This window comes from Flavobacterium sp. PS2 (assembly GCF_046250155.1).
GTDB lineage: Bacteria > Bacteroidota > Bacteroidia > Flavobacteriales > Flavobacteriaceae > Flavobacterium.
On record NZ_CP176426.1, the window covers coordinates 2,045,825 to 2,061,979 of the forward strand.

Sequence of the window (16,155 nt, forward strand, 5' to 3'; positions counted from 1 at the left end):
ATTGTAAAAATACTCTTTTTTAAAATAAATCAGCTCATTCGACTTTAACTCCAAATAGATTATTTCTTAAAATTCATCCAACTCAACAAACATCACACTTTTGGGAATAAAAAAACATTAAACAAAAAAATATTGCAATATTTTTGCAAAATATTGCAAAAATATTTCAAATCGTGAGAATAAATTATATATATTTGACCACATACAAATAACCAACCAAACCACAAAACAATGAAAACCAGAAAATTATGAAAACCAAATTATTATCTTTAGTATTTATTGGAGGAATGAGTCTAACAATAAACGCACATGAAAATGCAATAAAAAAGCATTTCTTAGAACAAAGCACGAGTCAAATTGAGATAACTGGTAAAGTAGTAGGTCAAGATGACGGAATGCCAATTGCTGGAGCAACCGTATACGCAAAAAGCAATAACCGAATAGCAACGATTACTGATGAAAACGGAAACTTTAAACTAAATGTTCCTGAAAGTGAAAGTTTTGTTGTCGTTAACTACATGGGATACGGAACAAGCGAATCCAAAATAAATGGCACAAATCAATTACTTATAAGTTTAAAACCATCTGAAAATGTATTAGAACAAGTTTTTGTTACTGCGTTAGGTGTCAAAAAAGTAAGCAAATCTCTAACCTATGCAGTAACCGAGCTAAAAGGGTCTGAGTTTAACAAAGCAAAAGAAGCCAATATCTCAAATGCTTTGGTTGGTAAAATTGCCGGAGTAAACGTTAGTAGTACAGCAACAGGACCAAACGGTTCGACCAGAGTTGTAATACGTGGAAATGGTTCCTTAAACGGAAATAACCAACCTATGTATGTTGTAAATGATTTACCAATAGACAACACACAACTTAATCTACCCGGAACAGGAAATGCACCTGGCTCACCAAAATTAAATGTAGACAGAGGAGATGGAACTGCTTTAATAAATCCTGACGACATCAAGTCTATAACAGTTCTTAAAGGAGGAACTGCTGCGGCTTTATATGGTGCTAATGCTGCTAATGGAGTAATCTTGATTCAAACCAAAAGAGGTTCTACTCAAAAAGGTATCGGGATTGACTATAACACATCATTTACTCTAGAAACTCCCGCAGTAATACCAGATTGGCAATATGAATATGGAGCTGGAGATGCGGGCAAAAAGCCTTTAACCCAAAATGAAGCCATAGCTACCGGACGCTGGTCTTGGGGAGCTAAAATGGACGGAACTGATGTAGTGCAATTTGATGGAGTAAAAAGACCTTATAGCCCACAAAAAGATAATATTAAAAATTTCTACAGACCTGGAACTACATATATAAACTCAATTGCGTTATCTGGTGGTACCGACAAAGCAAGTGGCCGTCTTTCGTTCTCTAATATGAATAGCGAAGGTATTGTACCAAATGCCGACTTTAATCGCAAAACAATCAATTTAGCCAGTAATGTAAATCTAACTGATTGGTTAAAATTTGATGTGGTAACACAATACAATCTAGAAAAATCAAACAACAGACCAACTGTATCCGATGCTGAAGCAAACCCAAACTGGGGAACTTACTTAATTGCAAATACTGTAGACATTAGAAACTTAGCTCCTGGATATGATGAAAACGGAAGAGAAGTAGCATGGAACCCTGTTCCCGTTGCAACAAATCCTCAATTTGTAGTGAATAGAATTAAAAATAATGATACTAAAAACCGTTTTGTAGGGATGGCAAACGTAAAGTTAAACTTTACACCAGATTTATTTTTACAAGGTCGTATCGGTCAAGATTACACAAACTATGAATTCTTTGGATACATCCCTAAAACATCTTTAAATACTCCTGATGGTTATGTTCAGGGTTCAAAAATGATATTATCTAATATAAATTCTGAAGCAATACTTAATTACACCAAGAAAAACATATACAGAGGAATTTCTTTAAGCTCATTAATAGGAGTTAATTCGAGAACGACACTAAGAGACGAAGTAAGAGTGGATGGAACAGGATTTGTTCTAGACGATTTTTACTCACTAACAAACTTAAAAACTGTAAGTTATACATACCCTTACGGAAAGACCAAAACCAACTCAGTTTACGGTGCGATAGATTTAGATTATAAAAATGTATTCTTTTTAAACTTTACAGGACGCCAGGATTGGTTCTCTACACTATCTAAAGATAATAACACCGTATTCTACCCTTCTATTGGATCTAGCGTAATAGTTTCAGACATATTAACAATGCCAAGCTGGGTTTCTTTTGCAAAATTAAGAGGTTCATGGGCACAAGTAGGTGGAGCAACTCCTGACCCATACGCATTAAATCCATCTTACTCTATGATTCAAGGAGGACACAATGGACAACAACTCCAAGGTCCAACTAGCTCAAGAGTACCTAGCCCTACTCTAAGCCCTTTAACCTCAACAACATTTGAAATAGGTACAGATCTAGGATTTTTTAATAATCGTATGAATATTGATTTTGCTTGGTACAATCGTAAAACAACCAACGACATTGTAGAAACTACTATTTCTAATGCATCTGGGGCAACTACTTCTTTATTAAATCTCGGAAAAATGAGAAACGAAGGTGTAGAACTTTTAATTAATGGAAAAATTATGAGTTCAGAAAATTTCTCATGGGATGTTACCTTCAATGGATCTTATAACAAAAACACGGTAGAGGCCTTAACCGAAGAATTAACCTCTATAACAATGGCATCTTCTGTAAATAATTATGCGATTATTGCAAGTGATGTTGGCAGACCATATAGTATCATAAAAGGATACAAACCACTTAAAGATGCAAATGGAAACACTGTTTATAATGTAAGCGGAGGCTCGGCTACCACAGAAAGAGGACCACTTGAAGAATTAGGTCAAGGTGTACATCCTTGGGGAGCAGGTCTTAGTAATGAATTTAGATACAAAGCAATAACATTTAGCTTCTTGATAGATGCGAAATTTGGAGGTAGCCTATATTCTGGTACCGATTTATACGGAACTCGTATGGGACTTACAAAACTTACTCTGGAAGGACGTGAAAATGGATTACCAATAAAAGGTGTCGATAAAAACGGAGGAACTGTAGATATGGTTATTGCTCCTGAAAACTTAAGAACATATTATGACGGATTAAAAAACATAACATCTGAATTTGTTTATGATGCTAGTTTTGTAAAATTGAGACAAGTAATTATCGGATACCAATTGCCTATTAATAAGATTAAAGGTCTGTCTGTAATTCAATCAGCATCAATTTCATTTGTTGCCCGAAATTTATTTATTCTTTATAAGAAAACTCCAAACGTAGATCCTGAATCAGTTTTTAGCGCTGGTAATGCTCAAGGTATAGAACAATTTGGTGTACCTAGAACCAGAAGTTTTGGTTTAAGCTTAAGTGTTAAAATATAAAAATTAAAAGACATGAAAAAGATAACAACTCTATATATAGCAGGCATCCTTTTATTAAGCATATCAGCTTGTACTAAAGATTTTGAGGAAACTAATACAAATCCAAACGCAGTAGATAAACCTACTCCAAATTTCATTTTTAGCAGATCTCAGCTTGACGGATTAAACAATAATTATTTTTTCACCTCAATTATTGAATGTGGTCAAATGATGCAACATTATTCCACTTACAAAGAAGCATCAGGAGCAGGAGACAAATACCTTGACAACGAAGTATATTACTCTGCCTTTTTTGCACGAATATATCCAAATGCAATAAACGAAGTAACTATTGTAATAAACACACTGAAGGATAATCCAGAAAATATCAACAGGTATAATATTGCCAGAATTTGGAGAGCTTACTTATTTCACCGCGTTACAGATTTATACGGGGACGTTCCATACTCTCAAGCTGCAAAAGCAAATTCTGATCTGCTTTTTTTACCTAAATATGATAGTCAGGAATTTATATATAAAGATTTACTGAAAGAATTAGATGAAGCAGCATCAGCATTAACCACATCCAAACCTAGTTTTGGCGAGGCTGATTTAATATACGATGGTGATATTAATAAATGGAAGAAATTTTCATATTCATTAATGCTTCGATTAGGAATGAGATTATCTAAAGTTGACCCAGCGCTTTCTAAAACTTGGGTAAATAAGGCAATTACAGGTGGGGTAATCCTTAATGCTGCCGATAATGCCATAATGGAATATAAAGACGGGCCAAACGACATAAACCGCAACCCTTCTGCTCTAGATCCAATAAATCTTGATTTTGTAAAATCATCTTTCGGACAAAAAAACAATGAAGGTGGAAAACTTAGTAAAACTTTTATTGATGTACTAAAAACTACTAACGATCCAAGAATCAGTATATACGCAGGTGTTTGGCAAGGTACGGTACAAAATACAAGTCCTGCCGTGCAAAAAGGTTTTCCAAACGGAACTAAAATAGCACCAACTCCAATTGAGCAGGCTACTTATTCTGAACCAAACCAAAGTACCGTTCTTAAAGTTGACTCACCTCTTATTATAATTAGTAATGCCGAAACTAATTTATATCTGGCAGAAGCTGCCCTTAGAGGATGGTATGTGGGAGAATCTGACCAAAGTTTATACGAAAAAGCGGTAAAAGCCTCTTTCCTAAATGCTGTGATTTATGGACCATCTTACGCCATAACTGATGCAACCCCATATTTAACTGCAAATCCATATTTGGCTGGAGGTACATTTGATCAAAAAATGAATCAGATACATACTCAATTCTGGATTGCTTTATTTGTAGATGAACAAGAGGTTTATGCAAACTGGAGAAGAACTGGCTACCCAATATTAACTCCTGTAAATTTTCCTGGAAACGTGACAAACGGCACAATACCAAGGCGTTTTAAATATCCAACTGCCGAATATTCTGTTAATTCTGCTAACTTAGCAGAAGCAGTTAAGCGTCAGGGCAGCGATGCATTTACAACAAGAATGTGGTGGGATAAACAATAATATAAATAAATTAAATGAGTATTATAATTCTTTCGGCATGCATTATTTTTTTAGTGCTACAAATAACTTGGTTTAAAATCAACCCATTTATTGCCTTTATTATAACATCATTATTGGCAGGCCTATTATTAGGTTTGCCAATAATAACGTTAACACAAACCGTTCAAAAAGGTTTGGGCGATATGCTGGGCTCAATTGCCCTAATTATCATATTTGGTACCTGCATTGGTAAACTTACCGTTTCTTCTGGAGCCGCATCTGTAATTGCAAAAACAGTTATGGAATGGACAGGCGAAAAATACGTACGATTAGGTTTAATGATTACAGGATTTATTGTTGGAATCCCTTTATTTTATAGTGTAGGCTTTATACTTTTGGTTCCCTTAATATTTTCTGTAGCCAATCAGTTTAAACTACCCAAGGTATATATAGGTATCCCTATGCTTGCGTCACTTTCGGTTGCACATGGTTTTTTACCTCCTCACCCATCACCAATGGCTTTAAGCAATACCTTAAGTGCCGACATTGGCTTGGTTTTAACCTATGGTATTATTGTTTCTATACCAACTATTCTTATTGCAGGTTTATTATTCTCTGACACGCTTAAGAATATTAAATCTAATGATAAAAACACTATTGTTCCAACCGAAGAACCTACAAACCAAGCTACAAAACCTAGTTTTTTTACAAGTATAGCTTCTTCATTATTTCCAGTATTTGGCTTAACAATTACTTCCTTATTACCATTAGTCTGGAAAAACGAACAAGTAGAACTAATATGCAAAACTATAGGCGAACCTAGTATTATCATGTTAATTTCATTAATCATTTGCACCTACACATTAGGCTTTCGTACAGGTAAAAACATGAAAACCATCATGGACGAATATGCAGTTGCGATAAAAGACGTTGCATTAATAGTACTTATTATTGGGGGAGCCGGAAGTTTAAAAGAAGTAATGATGGTAAGCGGCGTAAGTCAAACCATTGTCGAATCTTTAATACAAATAGACATCCACCCTTACTTACTCGCCTGGTTAATAGCTGCATTAATACGAATTTGTGTTGGATCGGCCACTGCCGCAGGCTTAATGACTGCCGGAGTTTTAGTACCTTTATTACAATTAAAATCATTAGACCCCAACTTATTGGTTCTTTCTATAGGCGCAGGTAGCCTGATGTGCTCTCATGTAAACGATCCTGGATTCTGGATGTTCAAAGAATACTTTGGCACCAGCATGAAAGACACCATTAAATCCTGGACAGTGATGGAGTCATTAGTATCCGTCCTTGGAATTATTTTTATATTTATATTAAACATTTTTATACACTAATATTATGAGCTTATTACCACAAGAAAAATTCGAATCACTTGGCCTAACATTACCTCCAGCTCCTAAACCTTTAGGCATATACAAACCATTCTTAATCGATGGCAAATATTTGTATTTATCTGGTCATGGTCCTGTAAAAGACGACAAATCTTTAATCATAGGAAGAATTGGAGAAGATATGGACATTGAAGAAGGTAAACTAGCCGCAAGACAAGTAGGATTAACAATGTTATCTACAATTGTTACCAATTTTGATAGTCTAAACGCAGTAAAAAGAGTAATTAAAGTACTCGGAATGGTAAATTGTACCTCTGATTTTTTACGTCATCCTTATGTTATTAATGGATGTAGCGAATTATTTGCTGAGGTATGGGGACAAGAAAACGGAATCGGAGTAAGAAGTGCCGTAGGAATGGGTTCTTTACCAGATAATATTCCTGTTGAGGTAGAAGCGATTTTCGAATTATATTAAAAAAGCTATGTCACTCCCGATAGCTATCGGGATTCAATAATTAACATTGATTTTTTTAATTAAACCATTAAGGCATTAAGTTTCATTAAGAATCTAAGCTTAATTTTTCTTAACCTACTAATTTTCATTAAGAAGTCAAGCTTAATTTTCTTAATATCTTAATGGTAAAAAAATATTAAATGTTTGATCTGTGAATCCCGATAGCTATCGGGAGTGGTAAAAAAAAATAACTATGAACACAAATACCTCACAAGCAAAAATTGCAACATTTGGAGAACTTCTATTACGAATGGGCATAGCCAATGGCAATCGATTTACGCAAGCCAAAGAAATGCAGGTTCATATAGGAGGAGCCGAAGCAAATGTTTGTGTACTACTTTCACAATTAGGCATAAATACCAATTACATAACTCGTTTACCTAACAACGACCTATCTCAGCTTGCATTAAATGAACTCCATAAGTACAATGTAAATACCACAGATTGTATTTATGGAGGAGATAGAATTGGCTTATATTTTATCGAATCAGGTAATCAGATAAGACAATCGCAGGTAATCTATGACCGTAATAATTCGGCTTTTGCAACTATTGCCGAAGATGCAATAAATTGGGATAAAGTTTTAGAAAATACAACCCATTTTCATTGGTCTGGAATCAGCCCAGGAGTTTCTAATGAGGCTGGTTTAGTTTGCAAGAAAGCAATATTAGCCGCTCACAACAAAGGCTTAACAATATCATCTGACTTTAACTTTCGTACAAAACTATGGCAATACGGAAAAAGTCCTTCCGAAATTATGCCCGATTTACTTTATTATAGCACAATTACTGTAGCCGATTTAGATTCGACAGAAATATATTTTGGTATTAAAACAGACAAAAATGATTCCGATTCTAATCGGTTTCTAAAAACATACGAATTGCTAAAAGAAAAAATGCCTTACCTAAAAACATTAGCTATGAGCTTCAGAAAATCAGAAGGTCAAACCCATTTGTATTCAGGCATGTTATTTCACGAAGGTAAATTTTACGAATCAAAACAATATCTAATACATTTAGTTACCGACCAGATTGGATCAGGAGACGCCTTTACCGCAGGATTACTTTACAGCCTTAAAAACAATCTATCAGGACAAGAATGTATAGATTGGGCAACGGCATGTGGTGTTATAAAACAAAGCATAGTAGGAGACTTTGCAATAACCACATCCGAAGAAATAAACCATTTCATCAAATACGGCTCAAGTAATAGAATTAATAGATAAAACATAATTACAAAATGTATAATATTTTAAAAGCACAAAGAGTACTTCCTTTAGTCACACAAATCAGCATTAAAACTGCCGAGATTATACTAAAATCTGCTTCAGATTCAGGAATTAAAATCATTGAATTTGCTGCACGTGCTGATGACGCAAAAGAAGTTTTTGCCCAAATGGTAAATTTTAGAAACACAAATAACCTAGATATAAAATTGGCTGTTGGATCTGTCCTGACCTTAAATGATGCCGAAACGTACCATAAACTTGGTGCAGATTGCATTATATGCCCCCATACAGATTTAGAAATAGGAGATTATTGTTTAAAAAATAACCTTTATTGGATTCCGGGAGCAGCTACATTAAACGAAGTTCTTCATGCTAATAAATTAGGAGCCGAAATAGTTAAGCTTTTTCCTGCCGATAAAATAGGAGGACCTGATTATGTAAAAGCTATAAAAGCGCCATTTCCAAATTTAAAACTGATGCCTACTGGCGGAGTAACATTAGAGGAAAGCAATTTAAAATCCTGGTTTAAAGTAGGAGTTGTTTGTGTAGGAATTGGCTCTCACTTGTTCTCCAAAGAAATGTTATCTCAATTAGATTATAATAAATCATTTGAAGCTTTTAAAAATTTAATTGCTATTGTTGATAAAACCAGAAAATAAAGACATGGAAAATAATTGGTGGGAAATAAATCCAGAAACGCGTATTGACACTCCTTTTTTAGCGCTTTATATCGACCGTATTCGATACAATATCGAGCACTTAATTGAATCTGTAAATGGTAATACTCAAAAATTAAGACCACATATAAAAACGCATAAACTTGGAGAAATTCTCGATTTGTTTAAAAAATATCAAATAAACAAAGTAAAATGTGCCACTATTGCCGAGGCCGAATTATGTGCCATTCATAATGTTCCTGATATATTATTAGCCTACCAACCCACAGGATTAAAACAAAAACGCTGGATTACCTTACTACATAAATATCCTCGCCTTAATTTTTCGACTATTGTTGATAATATCGACACAGCAAACGAATTGTCCGAGTTAGGTAAAAGCTACAATTTAAAGCTAAATATCTATCTTGATATAAATGCTGGAATGGATAGAACCGGAGTAAATTTTAAAAGCAATTGGAGTGATTTAGCCAGTGCCATAATCCAATTACCAAATATCAATTTCTTAGGACTACATATTTATGATGGCCATTTAAAAGGCACTGTAGAACAACGAACAAAAGAAGCATTAGATTCATTTACCCAGATAACAGATAAACTTTCTACACTTGAACAAAAACTAGATTACAAACTAAAAATTGTTGCTGGTGGCTCTAATACATTTCCGTTTTATGCCACTCAGGAAAATGTAGAATCTAGCCCAGGTACATTTGTATTTTGGGATATTAATTATCAGACTAATTTACCTGAGCAGAGTTTTAAACCCGCAGCGGTTTTAGTGGGAACAATTATTTCTAAACCCACAGAAAATACTCTATGTATCGATATCGGATATAAATCTGTAGCTTCAGAAAACCCAATAGATAAACGTTTGACAATTTTAAATGACGATAAATTAATTCCAATATCGCATTCCGAAGAACATTTAGTTCTCGAAAACAAAGGAAACAAACAATACAAACTAGGCGATACCATTTATGCAATCCCCTACCATATTTGCCCTACTTGTGCTTTATACGAAACAGTTCAAGTGGTAAACGCTCAGCAAGATATTTACAACCAATGGACTGTTCTTGCCCGCAATAAAAAAATAAGTATTTAAAAATAAAATACAACACTATGTTCATATTTGATGCACATCTAGACCTAAGCATGAATGCTATGGAATGGAATAGAGATTTAAGAAATGATGTATCTACATTGCGTCATTTAGAAAAAGGAATGAATGACAAACCAGATAGAGAAAAAGCTACTGTATCATTCCCCGATTTAAGAAAAGGAAACATCGGGATTGTAGTAGCTACTCAAATAGCGCGATTTGTTAAACCCGATAGTAAAATTCCTGGTTGGAATTCACCACAACAAGCTTGGGCGCAAACACAAGCACAAGTCTCTTGGTACAAATGCATGGAAGAGGAAGGCGAAATGGTTGCAATTACCGACAAGAAATCATTACTAAAACAAATTGAATTATGGAATGATGGCACTCCAAACGACAAAAAACCTATTGGCTATATTTTAAGTCTCGAAGGTGCAGATTCCCTTATTGATGTTTCATACGTAGAAAAAGCGCACAATTACGGACTAAGAGCTATTGGTCCCGCACATTATGGCCCAGGTCGTTATGCTAACGGAACCGATTCTACAGGAAAAATGGGCGCAAACGGAATCGAATTGCTTAAAGAAATGGAACGTTTAAATATTATTCTGGATGCAACACATTTATGTGACGATGCTTTTTGGCAAGCCCTAGAAAACTATAACGGTCCAGTTTGGGCAAGCCACAATAATTGCCGAAGCTTAGTAAATCATAATAGACAATATAGTGATGATCAAATCAAAGAACTCATTTCCAGAGGAGCAGTTATAGGTGGCGCATTAGATGCATGGATGTTGGTACCAAACTGGGAACGAGGCGTTTCTACTCCATTAGGAATGCAATGTAATCTCGAAACCGTTTTTAAACATATGGACCACATATGCCAATTGGCAGGAAATGCAAATCACATTGGCGTAGGCTCAGATTTAGATGGCGCATTTGGCACAGAACAAACACCATATGATCTAAACACTATAGCCGATTTACAAAAATTAGTCTTCATCTTTAGAAGCCATGGATATTCAGAAGAAGATTTAAAAAATATCTTCCATCAAAACTGGATAAACTTCCTAATAAAAAATTGGGATTAAATAAAAGTCAAATTTGGAACAGCCTGCTTATACGATTGAAGTTTTTCATGATTAGGATCAACCTCAGTTATTACAAAATCTACTTCGGATAAGCTGGCAATTTTCATCTTTAAAACCGTATCCAATTTTTCGGATATTGTAAGTATAGCCGTTTTTTGAGAAGCCTGAATCATTGCTTTTTTTACCTGAACAGTTTCCCAATCTGAGTCTGAAAAACCTCCTTTGATATCTAATGCATTTGTTCCTAAAATTAATAAATCAACCTTAATACTTGATAACTGATGATACACATCTCCGCTCACACACATTTGACTATAAGGCGAAATACTCCCACCAATCATTATAACTTTCACATTAGGTTTATCCAAAAGTTCAACTGCAGATAAAACAGTTACGGTAAAAATGGTAAGATTTAAATCATTAGGAATTAATCGAATAAACTCTCTAATTGTAGTTCCTCCACCAATTAACAAAACCATTCCGTCGTGAAGCAATCCAACAGTTTTTTTTGCAATTATTTGTTTAGATTCACCTGCGTAAGTTTTTGTTACCGAAGAATGATGATATGCTTTTGTCATAGCACCACCTTTCACCTTAATCAGTAAAGACTCTGATTCAAGTTCATTTATATCTCTTCGAATTGTATCCTCAGAAACAAACAATTGATTAGAAAGTGTGTCGAAACTCACTCGGGTATGTAAGTTAATCTCTTTTAAAATATGAGCTTTTCTTTCTTCCTTGGTGTAATTTACCAATTCGTTATCATTCATGCGTTTCCATTTATTATAACAAAAGTAAACAAATAATGCAATAATATTGCTGGAAGAAATAAAAAACTAACACAAAAACAACACAAAAAACATCATTTACAATACATTAAACACAAAAACACACAGTGCAATTTTTTTGCAAAACAACTAATTTAAATCACTATAAACTTTAAATTTGTTTTTAACCAACCAAAAACCCTAACATGAAAAAAATCCTCCTATTTATTTTAACATTGTGCTATTCATTAGGGAATGCCCAAGAAACTTCTAACAATACAACTATAATTCCTGCACCTAATTTTTATAAGGCAACAGGTGATAGTATCGCTATAAAAGGACAAATAAAAATTGTTTTTAAAAACAATAAATACACTTCCAAAGAACTCAAAACAGCTCAAATTTTTGAATCTGTTATAAACAAAAACTCTCCTAAAAAGAAAGCTGACATTTTGGTTCAATTTACAACCGAATCCGCTTCCGCAAAAGGAGATAAGGAAGCTTACAAAATAAATATTACTCCAAAAGGTATTTTTGTTACGGGTCAAGAGCAAGGGCTATTTTATGCAGTACAAAGTTTACTTCAGCTTTTGCCAAATAACTTAACAGTAAGTTCTCAGATCAAACTACCATGTATTGAAATTATCGATGAGCCTAGATATCCGTATAGAGGATTACATCTCGATGTATGTCGTCACTTTTTTTCGGCAGATGTTATTAAAGATTTCATTGCCCAAATGTCTTATTACAAACTAAATAATTTCCATTGGCATTTAACTGATGATCAAGGTTGGAGAATTGAAATAAAAAAATATCCTAAGCTTACCGAAATCGGATCTAAAAGAGCACAAACACTCGTTGGGAATAAATTCGAACGATTCCCAAGATTTTTTGACAATACTCCCTACGGAGGTTATTACACACAGGAAGAAATCAAAGAAGTTGTAAAATTTGCCGAAGAGCATTTTGTAAACGTTATTCCCGAAATCGAAATGCCAGGACATGCCTCTGCTGCCGTAGCTGCTTACCCAAACTTAGCCTGTTTTCCATCTACAGACTTAAAAGTAATTGAATCCTGGGGTGTGTTCGAAGATGTATTTTGCGCAGGCAAAGAAGAAACTTTTGTTTTTTTAGAAGATATTTTAAAAGAAGTAATGGTGCTTTTTCCAAGTAACTACATTCATATCGGCGGAGATGAATGTCCAAAATCACGATGGGAAAAATGTCCGAATTGTCAAAAGAGAATAAAAGACCTTGGTCTAAAAAATGAACATGAGCTACAAAGTTATTTTATTAAACGCATGGAAAAATTTCTAAATGCAAACGGAAGACAGATTTTTGGATGGGATGAAATTCTAGAAGGTGGCCTTGCTCCTAATGCAGCAGTTATGTCATGGCGTGGCGAATCTGGCGGAATTGCAGCAGCTAGAGACAAACACAAAGTAGTAATGACTCCGGAAGATTATGTTTATTTCGACCATAATCAAGGCTATTCTTTACAAGAACCATTATCAGTTGGTCGATTAACCACAGTTCATGAAGTATACAACTACAACCCAACTCCCGTAGACAGCCTAACCATAGAGCAACAAAAATACATTCATGGAGTTCAGGCTAATATTTGGTCGGAATATGTAACCAGTCCAGCAAAGCTAAATTATATGCTATATCCAAGACTATTTCCATTTGCAGAAATAGCCTGGACAGAGACAAAGAATAAAAATTATTCAAATTTAATGCTAAAAAGGTTCCCACATCATATCGAAAAATTGGAATCCGAAAAACGATTATATAAAGTCCCTACCCCATTTGGAATTCAGGACACCACTATTATAGCGTCAAAATTCATTCTAGAAATGCAACCAACCATTAAAAATGGGCAAATTTTCTATACCATCGATGGTTATAATCCAGATGAAACAGCCAGCAATTACACAAAACCTGTTACAGTTTATATCCCAAAAGGAGAATTTAGAAACATCAAAGTAGTACAAATAAGTCCAAGTGGAAGAAGAAGTTCCATTACCACAATTTCAGTTAAAAATTCCGAAACCCAACCTGCTTTAGCTATTAAGCCAACCAAAAATGGCTTAAAATATTCCTATACAAATAAACTCGTTCAACAAACACTAGAACTAGATACTATCAAATTTATTAAGTCAGGCATTCATGAAGGAGTAATTGAAATGAAAAGATACAAATCAAAAGAGAACCTATATATGGGTTTAAAATTTGAAGGCTATATCTATATTCCTGAAACTGCACAATATGAGTTCTCGACTATTGTAGACGATGGTGCAAAATTATTTATAGACAACCAGCTTATTGTTGATAACGACGGAAGACATTGGATTAATGAAGCTTTTGGAGCAGCAAAACTCGAAAAAGGGTTCCATAAGATAAACATCCGTTATTTTGATGCTGCAGGAAGTTCTACACTACAATGCTTTATCCGACAAGAAGGGAAAGAAAAACAAGAAATAAGTGCTTCGCAATTGTATTATGAATAGTCAAAACAAAAAACGCATTCAACTTAAAAGGAATGCGTTTTTTTTATGTTTAAAAATTATTTACCTATAACAGCTTTACTAATTTTTTCAAAATCATTATCCTTTAAATTATAAGTTGCAGCACCATAAAAATAATATGCAGGATCACCCGTTTTAGCATTCACAACTTGTAGGTACTTATTTGCGTTCATACTTACATATCTTAAATAATACACTTCCTCATTATTTAAAATCTTCTTTTCTAAATCTGCATCTTTTATAAATTCAAACTTAAATTTATAGTCTTCTACAAGCTTTTTCATCTCTTTTTCATCTCTAAGTTTTTCAGATATTCTCCATGGATTATATTCCATTAAATAAGCTTCAGGAATATAAAGTGTATTATCTTTTAAATTCTTAATCTCCGGATTTACGAAATCATCATAAAGCCCACAATGTTCTCCTTTACTAATAATTTGATTGATCTGTTGAAAATAATTCTTTAGCATTCCCAAATTAGTATTTGTAAAACTTTTTTCTTTATACATTCGAGTATAAAGATCAGACCTGCTCTCTTCAGAACTTGCTTTCATTGCGTCAACTAAGAACTTATTATTAACACTAAGAGGAGCTCTTGCAATATAACTTAAGGTTTCATTAAAAAGATCATACAGTTTCAAATTATACTTTTTTTCTTCAGGTTTTAATTTTTTAAACCCCTTATCAAACTTTTCCTTATCTAAAACTCTTATTGCAAAATTGGTATGAACAAATACTGTTCCTTTAGAAGTTCTCAATATGTCTCCATCAAACTTCGCAAATGAATATTTACCATCAGCATAATCTAACATTTTAAAATCTGCATACTCAACCACTTTAAAGGGAGTAATAGTCCAAACTTCTTTTAAAATTTTCTCATAATCTTCTTTACTATTTAATTCAGGCAGGACAAAAATTGTAGTTGTACTTTTAAATGCCTCTAACTCTCCTTTTTTAAATTCATCATTTGCTCCTCTATAAGAAGACGTTATTGCTATCTGAGCATAATTTTTAATACTCAGAACAAGCATTATAATAACTAAAATTCTTTTCATTTTTGAATAATTTATTATTTGTTAATATTTGCAAATAGCACATAAAAAAACGCATTCGCCGCGGCGAATGCGTTTTTTACAAAAACTAAATTGCATTTTATTTTTATCCTTTCAAGCTTGCAGATAAATACTCACGGTTCATACGTGCAATATTTTCAAGAGAAATTCCTTTAGGACATTCTACTTCACAAGCTCCAGTGTTAGTACAGTTACCAAAACCTTCGTGATCCATCTGGTGTACCATGTTTAATACACGATCAACAGCTTCAATCTTACCTTGAGGTAATAAAGCATATTGAGATACTTTTGCAGCAACGAATAACATTGCTGATGAGTTTTTACAAGTTGCAACACAAGCTCCACAACCAATACAAGCAGCTGCATCGAATGATTTATCTGCATCGTGTTTGTTAATCGGAATTGTATTTGCATCAATTGTATTTCCTGAAGTATTCACCGAGATAAAACCTCCAGCATGTTGAATTCTGTCAAAAGAACTTCTATCAACAACTAAATCTTTAATTACTGGGAAAGCTTTTGCTCTAAATGGCTCGATAAAAATCGTATCACCATCTTTAAACATACGCATGTGTAACTGACAAGTAGTTACTCCTCTGTCTGGTCCGTGTGCTTCTCCATTGATGAATAATGAACACATACCGCAGATTCCTTCACGACAATCGTGATCAAATGCTACTGGCTCTTCTCCTTTATTGATTAATTGTTCGTTAAGAACATCAAGCATTTCAAGGAAAGACATATCTGGTTCGATTCCGTCGATTGGGTAATCAACGATTCCTCCTTTATCTTGGGCGTTTTTCTGACGCCATATTTTTAATGTAAGTTTCATAATTCTGTTATGGGTTATAAGTTAAGAGTTAAACGTTAGAAGTAAGAAAATAAAATCTTACGATTT

Annotated in this window: 12 protein-coding genes; 9 read left to right on the forward strand and 3 right to left on the reverse strand. The window is 34.0% G+C overall.

The genetic code is table 11. The annotated features are described in order from the left end of the window. The first annotated feature begins 248 nt into the window (after positions 1–248). The 8 genes from ACJ6WR_RS08755 to ACJ6WR_RS08790 all read left to right on the forward strand — a co-directional run bounded on the left by ACJ6WR_RS08755 (position 249) and on the right by ACJ6WR_RS08790 (position 10,889). Positions 249–3,404 (forward strand): SusC/RagA family TonB-linked outer membrane protein, encoded by a 3,156-nt coding sequence (locus tag ACJ6WR_RS08755; RefSeq protein WP_409417598.1) that lies wholly within the window; start codon positions 249–251, stop codon positions 3,402–3,404. A 12-nt stretch (positions 3,405–3,416) separates the two neighbouring features. Beyond that, positions 3,417–4,949 (forward strand): SusD/RagB family nutrient-binding outer membrane lipoprotein, encoded by a 1,533-nt coding sequence (locus tag ACJ6WR_RS08760; RefSeq protein ID WP_409417599.1) that lies wholly within the window; start codon positions 3,417–3,419, stop codon positions 4,947–4,949. Between the two features lie 14 nt (positions 4,950–4,963). Next, complete coding sequence (locus tag ACJ6WR_RS08765) at positions 4,964–6,283, forward strand: GntP family permease (protein WP_086893773.1); 1,320 nt, start codon at positions 4,964–4,966, stop codon at positions 6,281–6,283. Positions 6,284–6,287: 4 nt separating this feature from the next. Next, complete coding sequence (locus tag ACJ6WR_RS08770; protein ID WP_039113111.1) at positions 6,288–6,755, forward strand: RidA family protein; 468 nt, start codon at positions 6,288–6,290, stop codon at positions 6,753–6,755. A gap of 232 nt (positions 6,756–6,987) precedes the next feature. Next, positions 6,988–8,019 (forward strand): PfkB family carbohydrate kinase, encoded by a 1,032-nt coding sequence (locus ACJ6WR_RS08775; protein ID WP_409417600.1) that lies wholly within the window; start codon positions 6,988–6,990, stop codon positions 8,017–8,019. Positions 8,020–8,033: 14 nt separating this feature from the next. After that, positions 8,034–8,681: a bifunctional 4-hydroxy-2-oxoglutarate aldolase/2-dehydro-3-deoxy-phosphogluconate aldolase gene (locus ACJ6WR_RS08780; protein ID WP_409417601.1), complete on the forward strand. Its 648-nt coding sequence runs from the start codon at positions 8,034–8,036 to the stop codon at positions 8,679–8,681. 4 nt (positions 8,682–8,685) lie between these two features. Further along, entirely contained in the window at positions 8,686–9,801 is a 1,116-nt protein-coding gene (locus tag ACJ6WR_RS08785) for a D-TA family PLP-dependent enzyme (protein WP_409417602.1), read from the forward strand. A gap of 17 nt (positions 9,802–9,818) precedes the next feature. Then, positions 9,819–10,889, forward strand: coding sequence for a dipeptidase (locus tag ACJ6WR_RS08790; RefSeq protein WP_409417603.1), 1,071 nt, complete (start codon positions 9,819–9,821; stop codon positions 10,887–10,889). Here the strand turns inward: ACJ6WR_RS08790 and ACJ6WR_RS08795 are convergent. Then, the gene (locus tag ACJ6WR_RS08795; RefSeq protein WP_039113114.1) at positions 10,886–11,659 is read right to left on the reverse strand and encodes a DeoR/GlpR family DNA-binding transcription regulator; all 774 of its coding nucleotides are present in this window, start codon (positions 11,657–11,659) and stop codon (positions 10,886–10,888) included. The genes ACJ6WR_RS08790 and ACJ6WR_RS08795 overlap by 4 nt on opposite strands. A gap of 203 nt (positions 11,660–11,862) precedes the next feature. On the opposite strand from ACJ6WR_RS08795, the gene ACJ6WR_RS08800 reads away from it, so the two are divergent. Then, positions 11,863–14,166, forward strand: a complete 2,304-nt coding sequence (locus ACJ6WR_RS08800; protein WP_409417604.1) for a family 20 glycosylhydrolase — start codon at positions 11,863–11,865, stop codon at positions 14,164–14,166. Between the two features lie 56 nt (positions 14,167–14,222). Here the strand turns inward: ACJ6WR_RS08800 and ACJ6WR_RS08805 are convergent, their stop codons facing one another. Both ACJ6WR_RS08805 and ACJ6WR_RS08810 read right to left on the reverse strand, forming a co-directional pair. Then, a complete protein-coding gene (locus ACJ6WR_RS08805; RefSeq protein WP_409417605.1) occupies positions 14,223–15,239 on the reverse strand; it encodes a hypothetical protein in 1,017 nt (338 codons plus the stop codon). Between the two features lie 103 nt (positions 15,240–15,342). Then, the gene (locus ACJ6WR_RS08810) at positions 15,343–16,089 is read right to left on the reverse strand and encodes a succinate dehydrogenase/fumarate reductase iron-sulfur subunit (RefSeq protein WP_035617551.1); all 747 of its coding nucleotides are present in this window, start codon (positions 16,087–16,089) and stop codon (positions 15,343–15,345) included. Between the last annotated feature and the right edge of the window lie 66 nt (positions 16,090–16,155).

Coding starts and splice junctions, on each gene's coding strand:
- ACJ6WR_RS08800 (WP_409417604.1), top strand. CDS start 11,863: ATGAAAAAAATCCTCCTATTTATTTTAACATTGTGCTATTCATTAGGG.
- ACJ6WR_RS08760 (WP_409417599.1), top strand. CDS start 3,417: ATGAAAAAGATAACAACTCTATATATAGCAGGCATCCTTTTATTAAGC.
- ACJ6WR_RS08770 (WP_039113111.1), top strand. CDS start 6,288: ATGAGCTTATTACCACAAGAAAAATTCGAATCACTTGGCCTAACATTA.
- ACJ6WR_RS08780 (WP_409417601.1), top strand. CDS start 8,034: ATGTATAATATTTTAAAAGCACAAAGAGTACTTCCTTTAGTCACACAA.
- ACJ6WR_RS08790 (WP_409417603.1), top strand. CDS start 9,819: ATGTTCATATTTGATGCACATCTAGACCTAAGCATGAATGCTATGGAA.
- ACJ6WR_RS08805 (WP_409417605.1), bottom strand. CDS start 15,239: ATGAAAAGAATTTTAGTTATTATAATGCTTGTTCTGAGTATTAAAAAT.
- ACJ6WR_RS08775 (WP_409417600.1), top strand. CDS start 6,988: ATGAACACAAATACCTCACAAGCAAAAATTGCAACATTTGGAGAACTT.
- ACJ6WR_RS08810 (WP_035617551.1), bottom strand. CDS start 16,089: ATGAAACTTACATTAAAAATATGGCGTCAGAAAAACGCCCAAGATAAA.
- ACJ6WR_RS08795 (WP_039113114.1), bottom strand. CDS start 11,659: ATGAATGATAACGAATTGGTAAATTACACCAAGGAAGAAAGAAAAGCT.
- ACJ6WR_RS08765 (WP_086893773.1), top strand. CDS start 4,964: ATGAGTATTATAATTCTTTCGGCATGCATTATTTTTTTAGTGCTACAA.
- ACJ6WR_RS08755 (WP_409417598.1), top strand. CDS start 249: ATGAAAACCAAATTATTATCTTTAGTATTTATTGGAGGAATGAGTCTA.
- ACJ6WR_RS08785 (WP_409417602.1), top strand. CDS start 8,686: ATGGAAAATAATTGGTGGGAAATAAATCCAGAAACGCGTATTGACACT.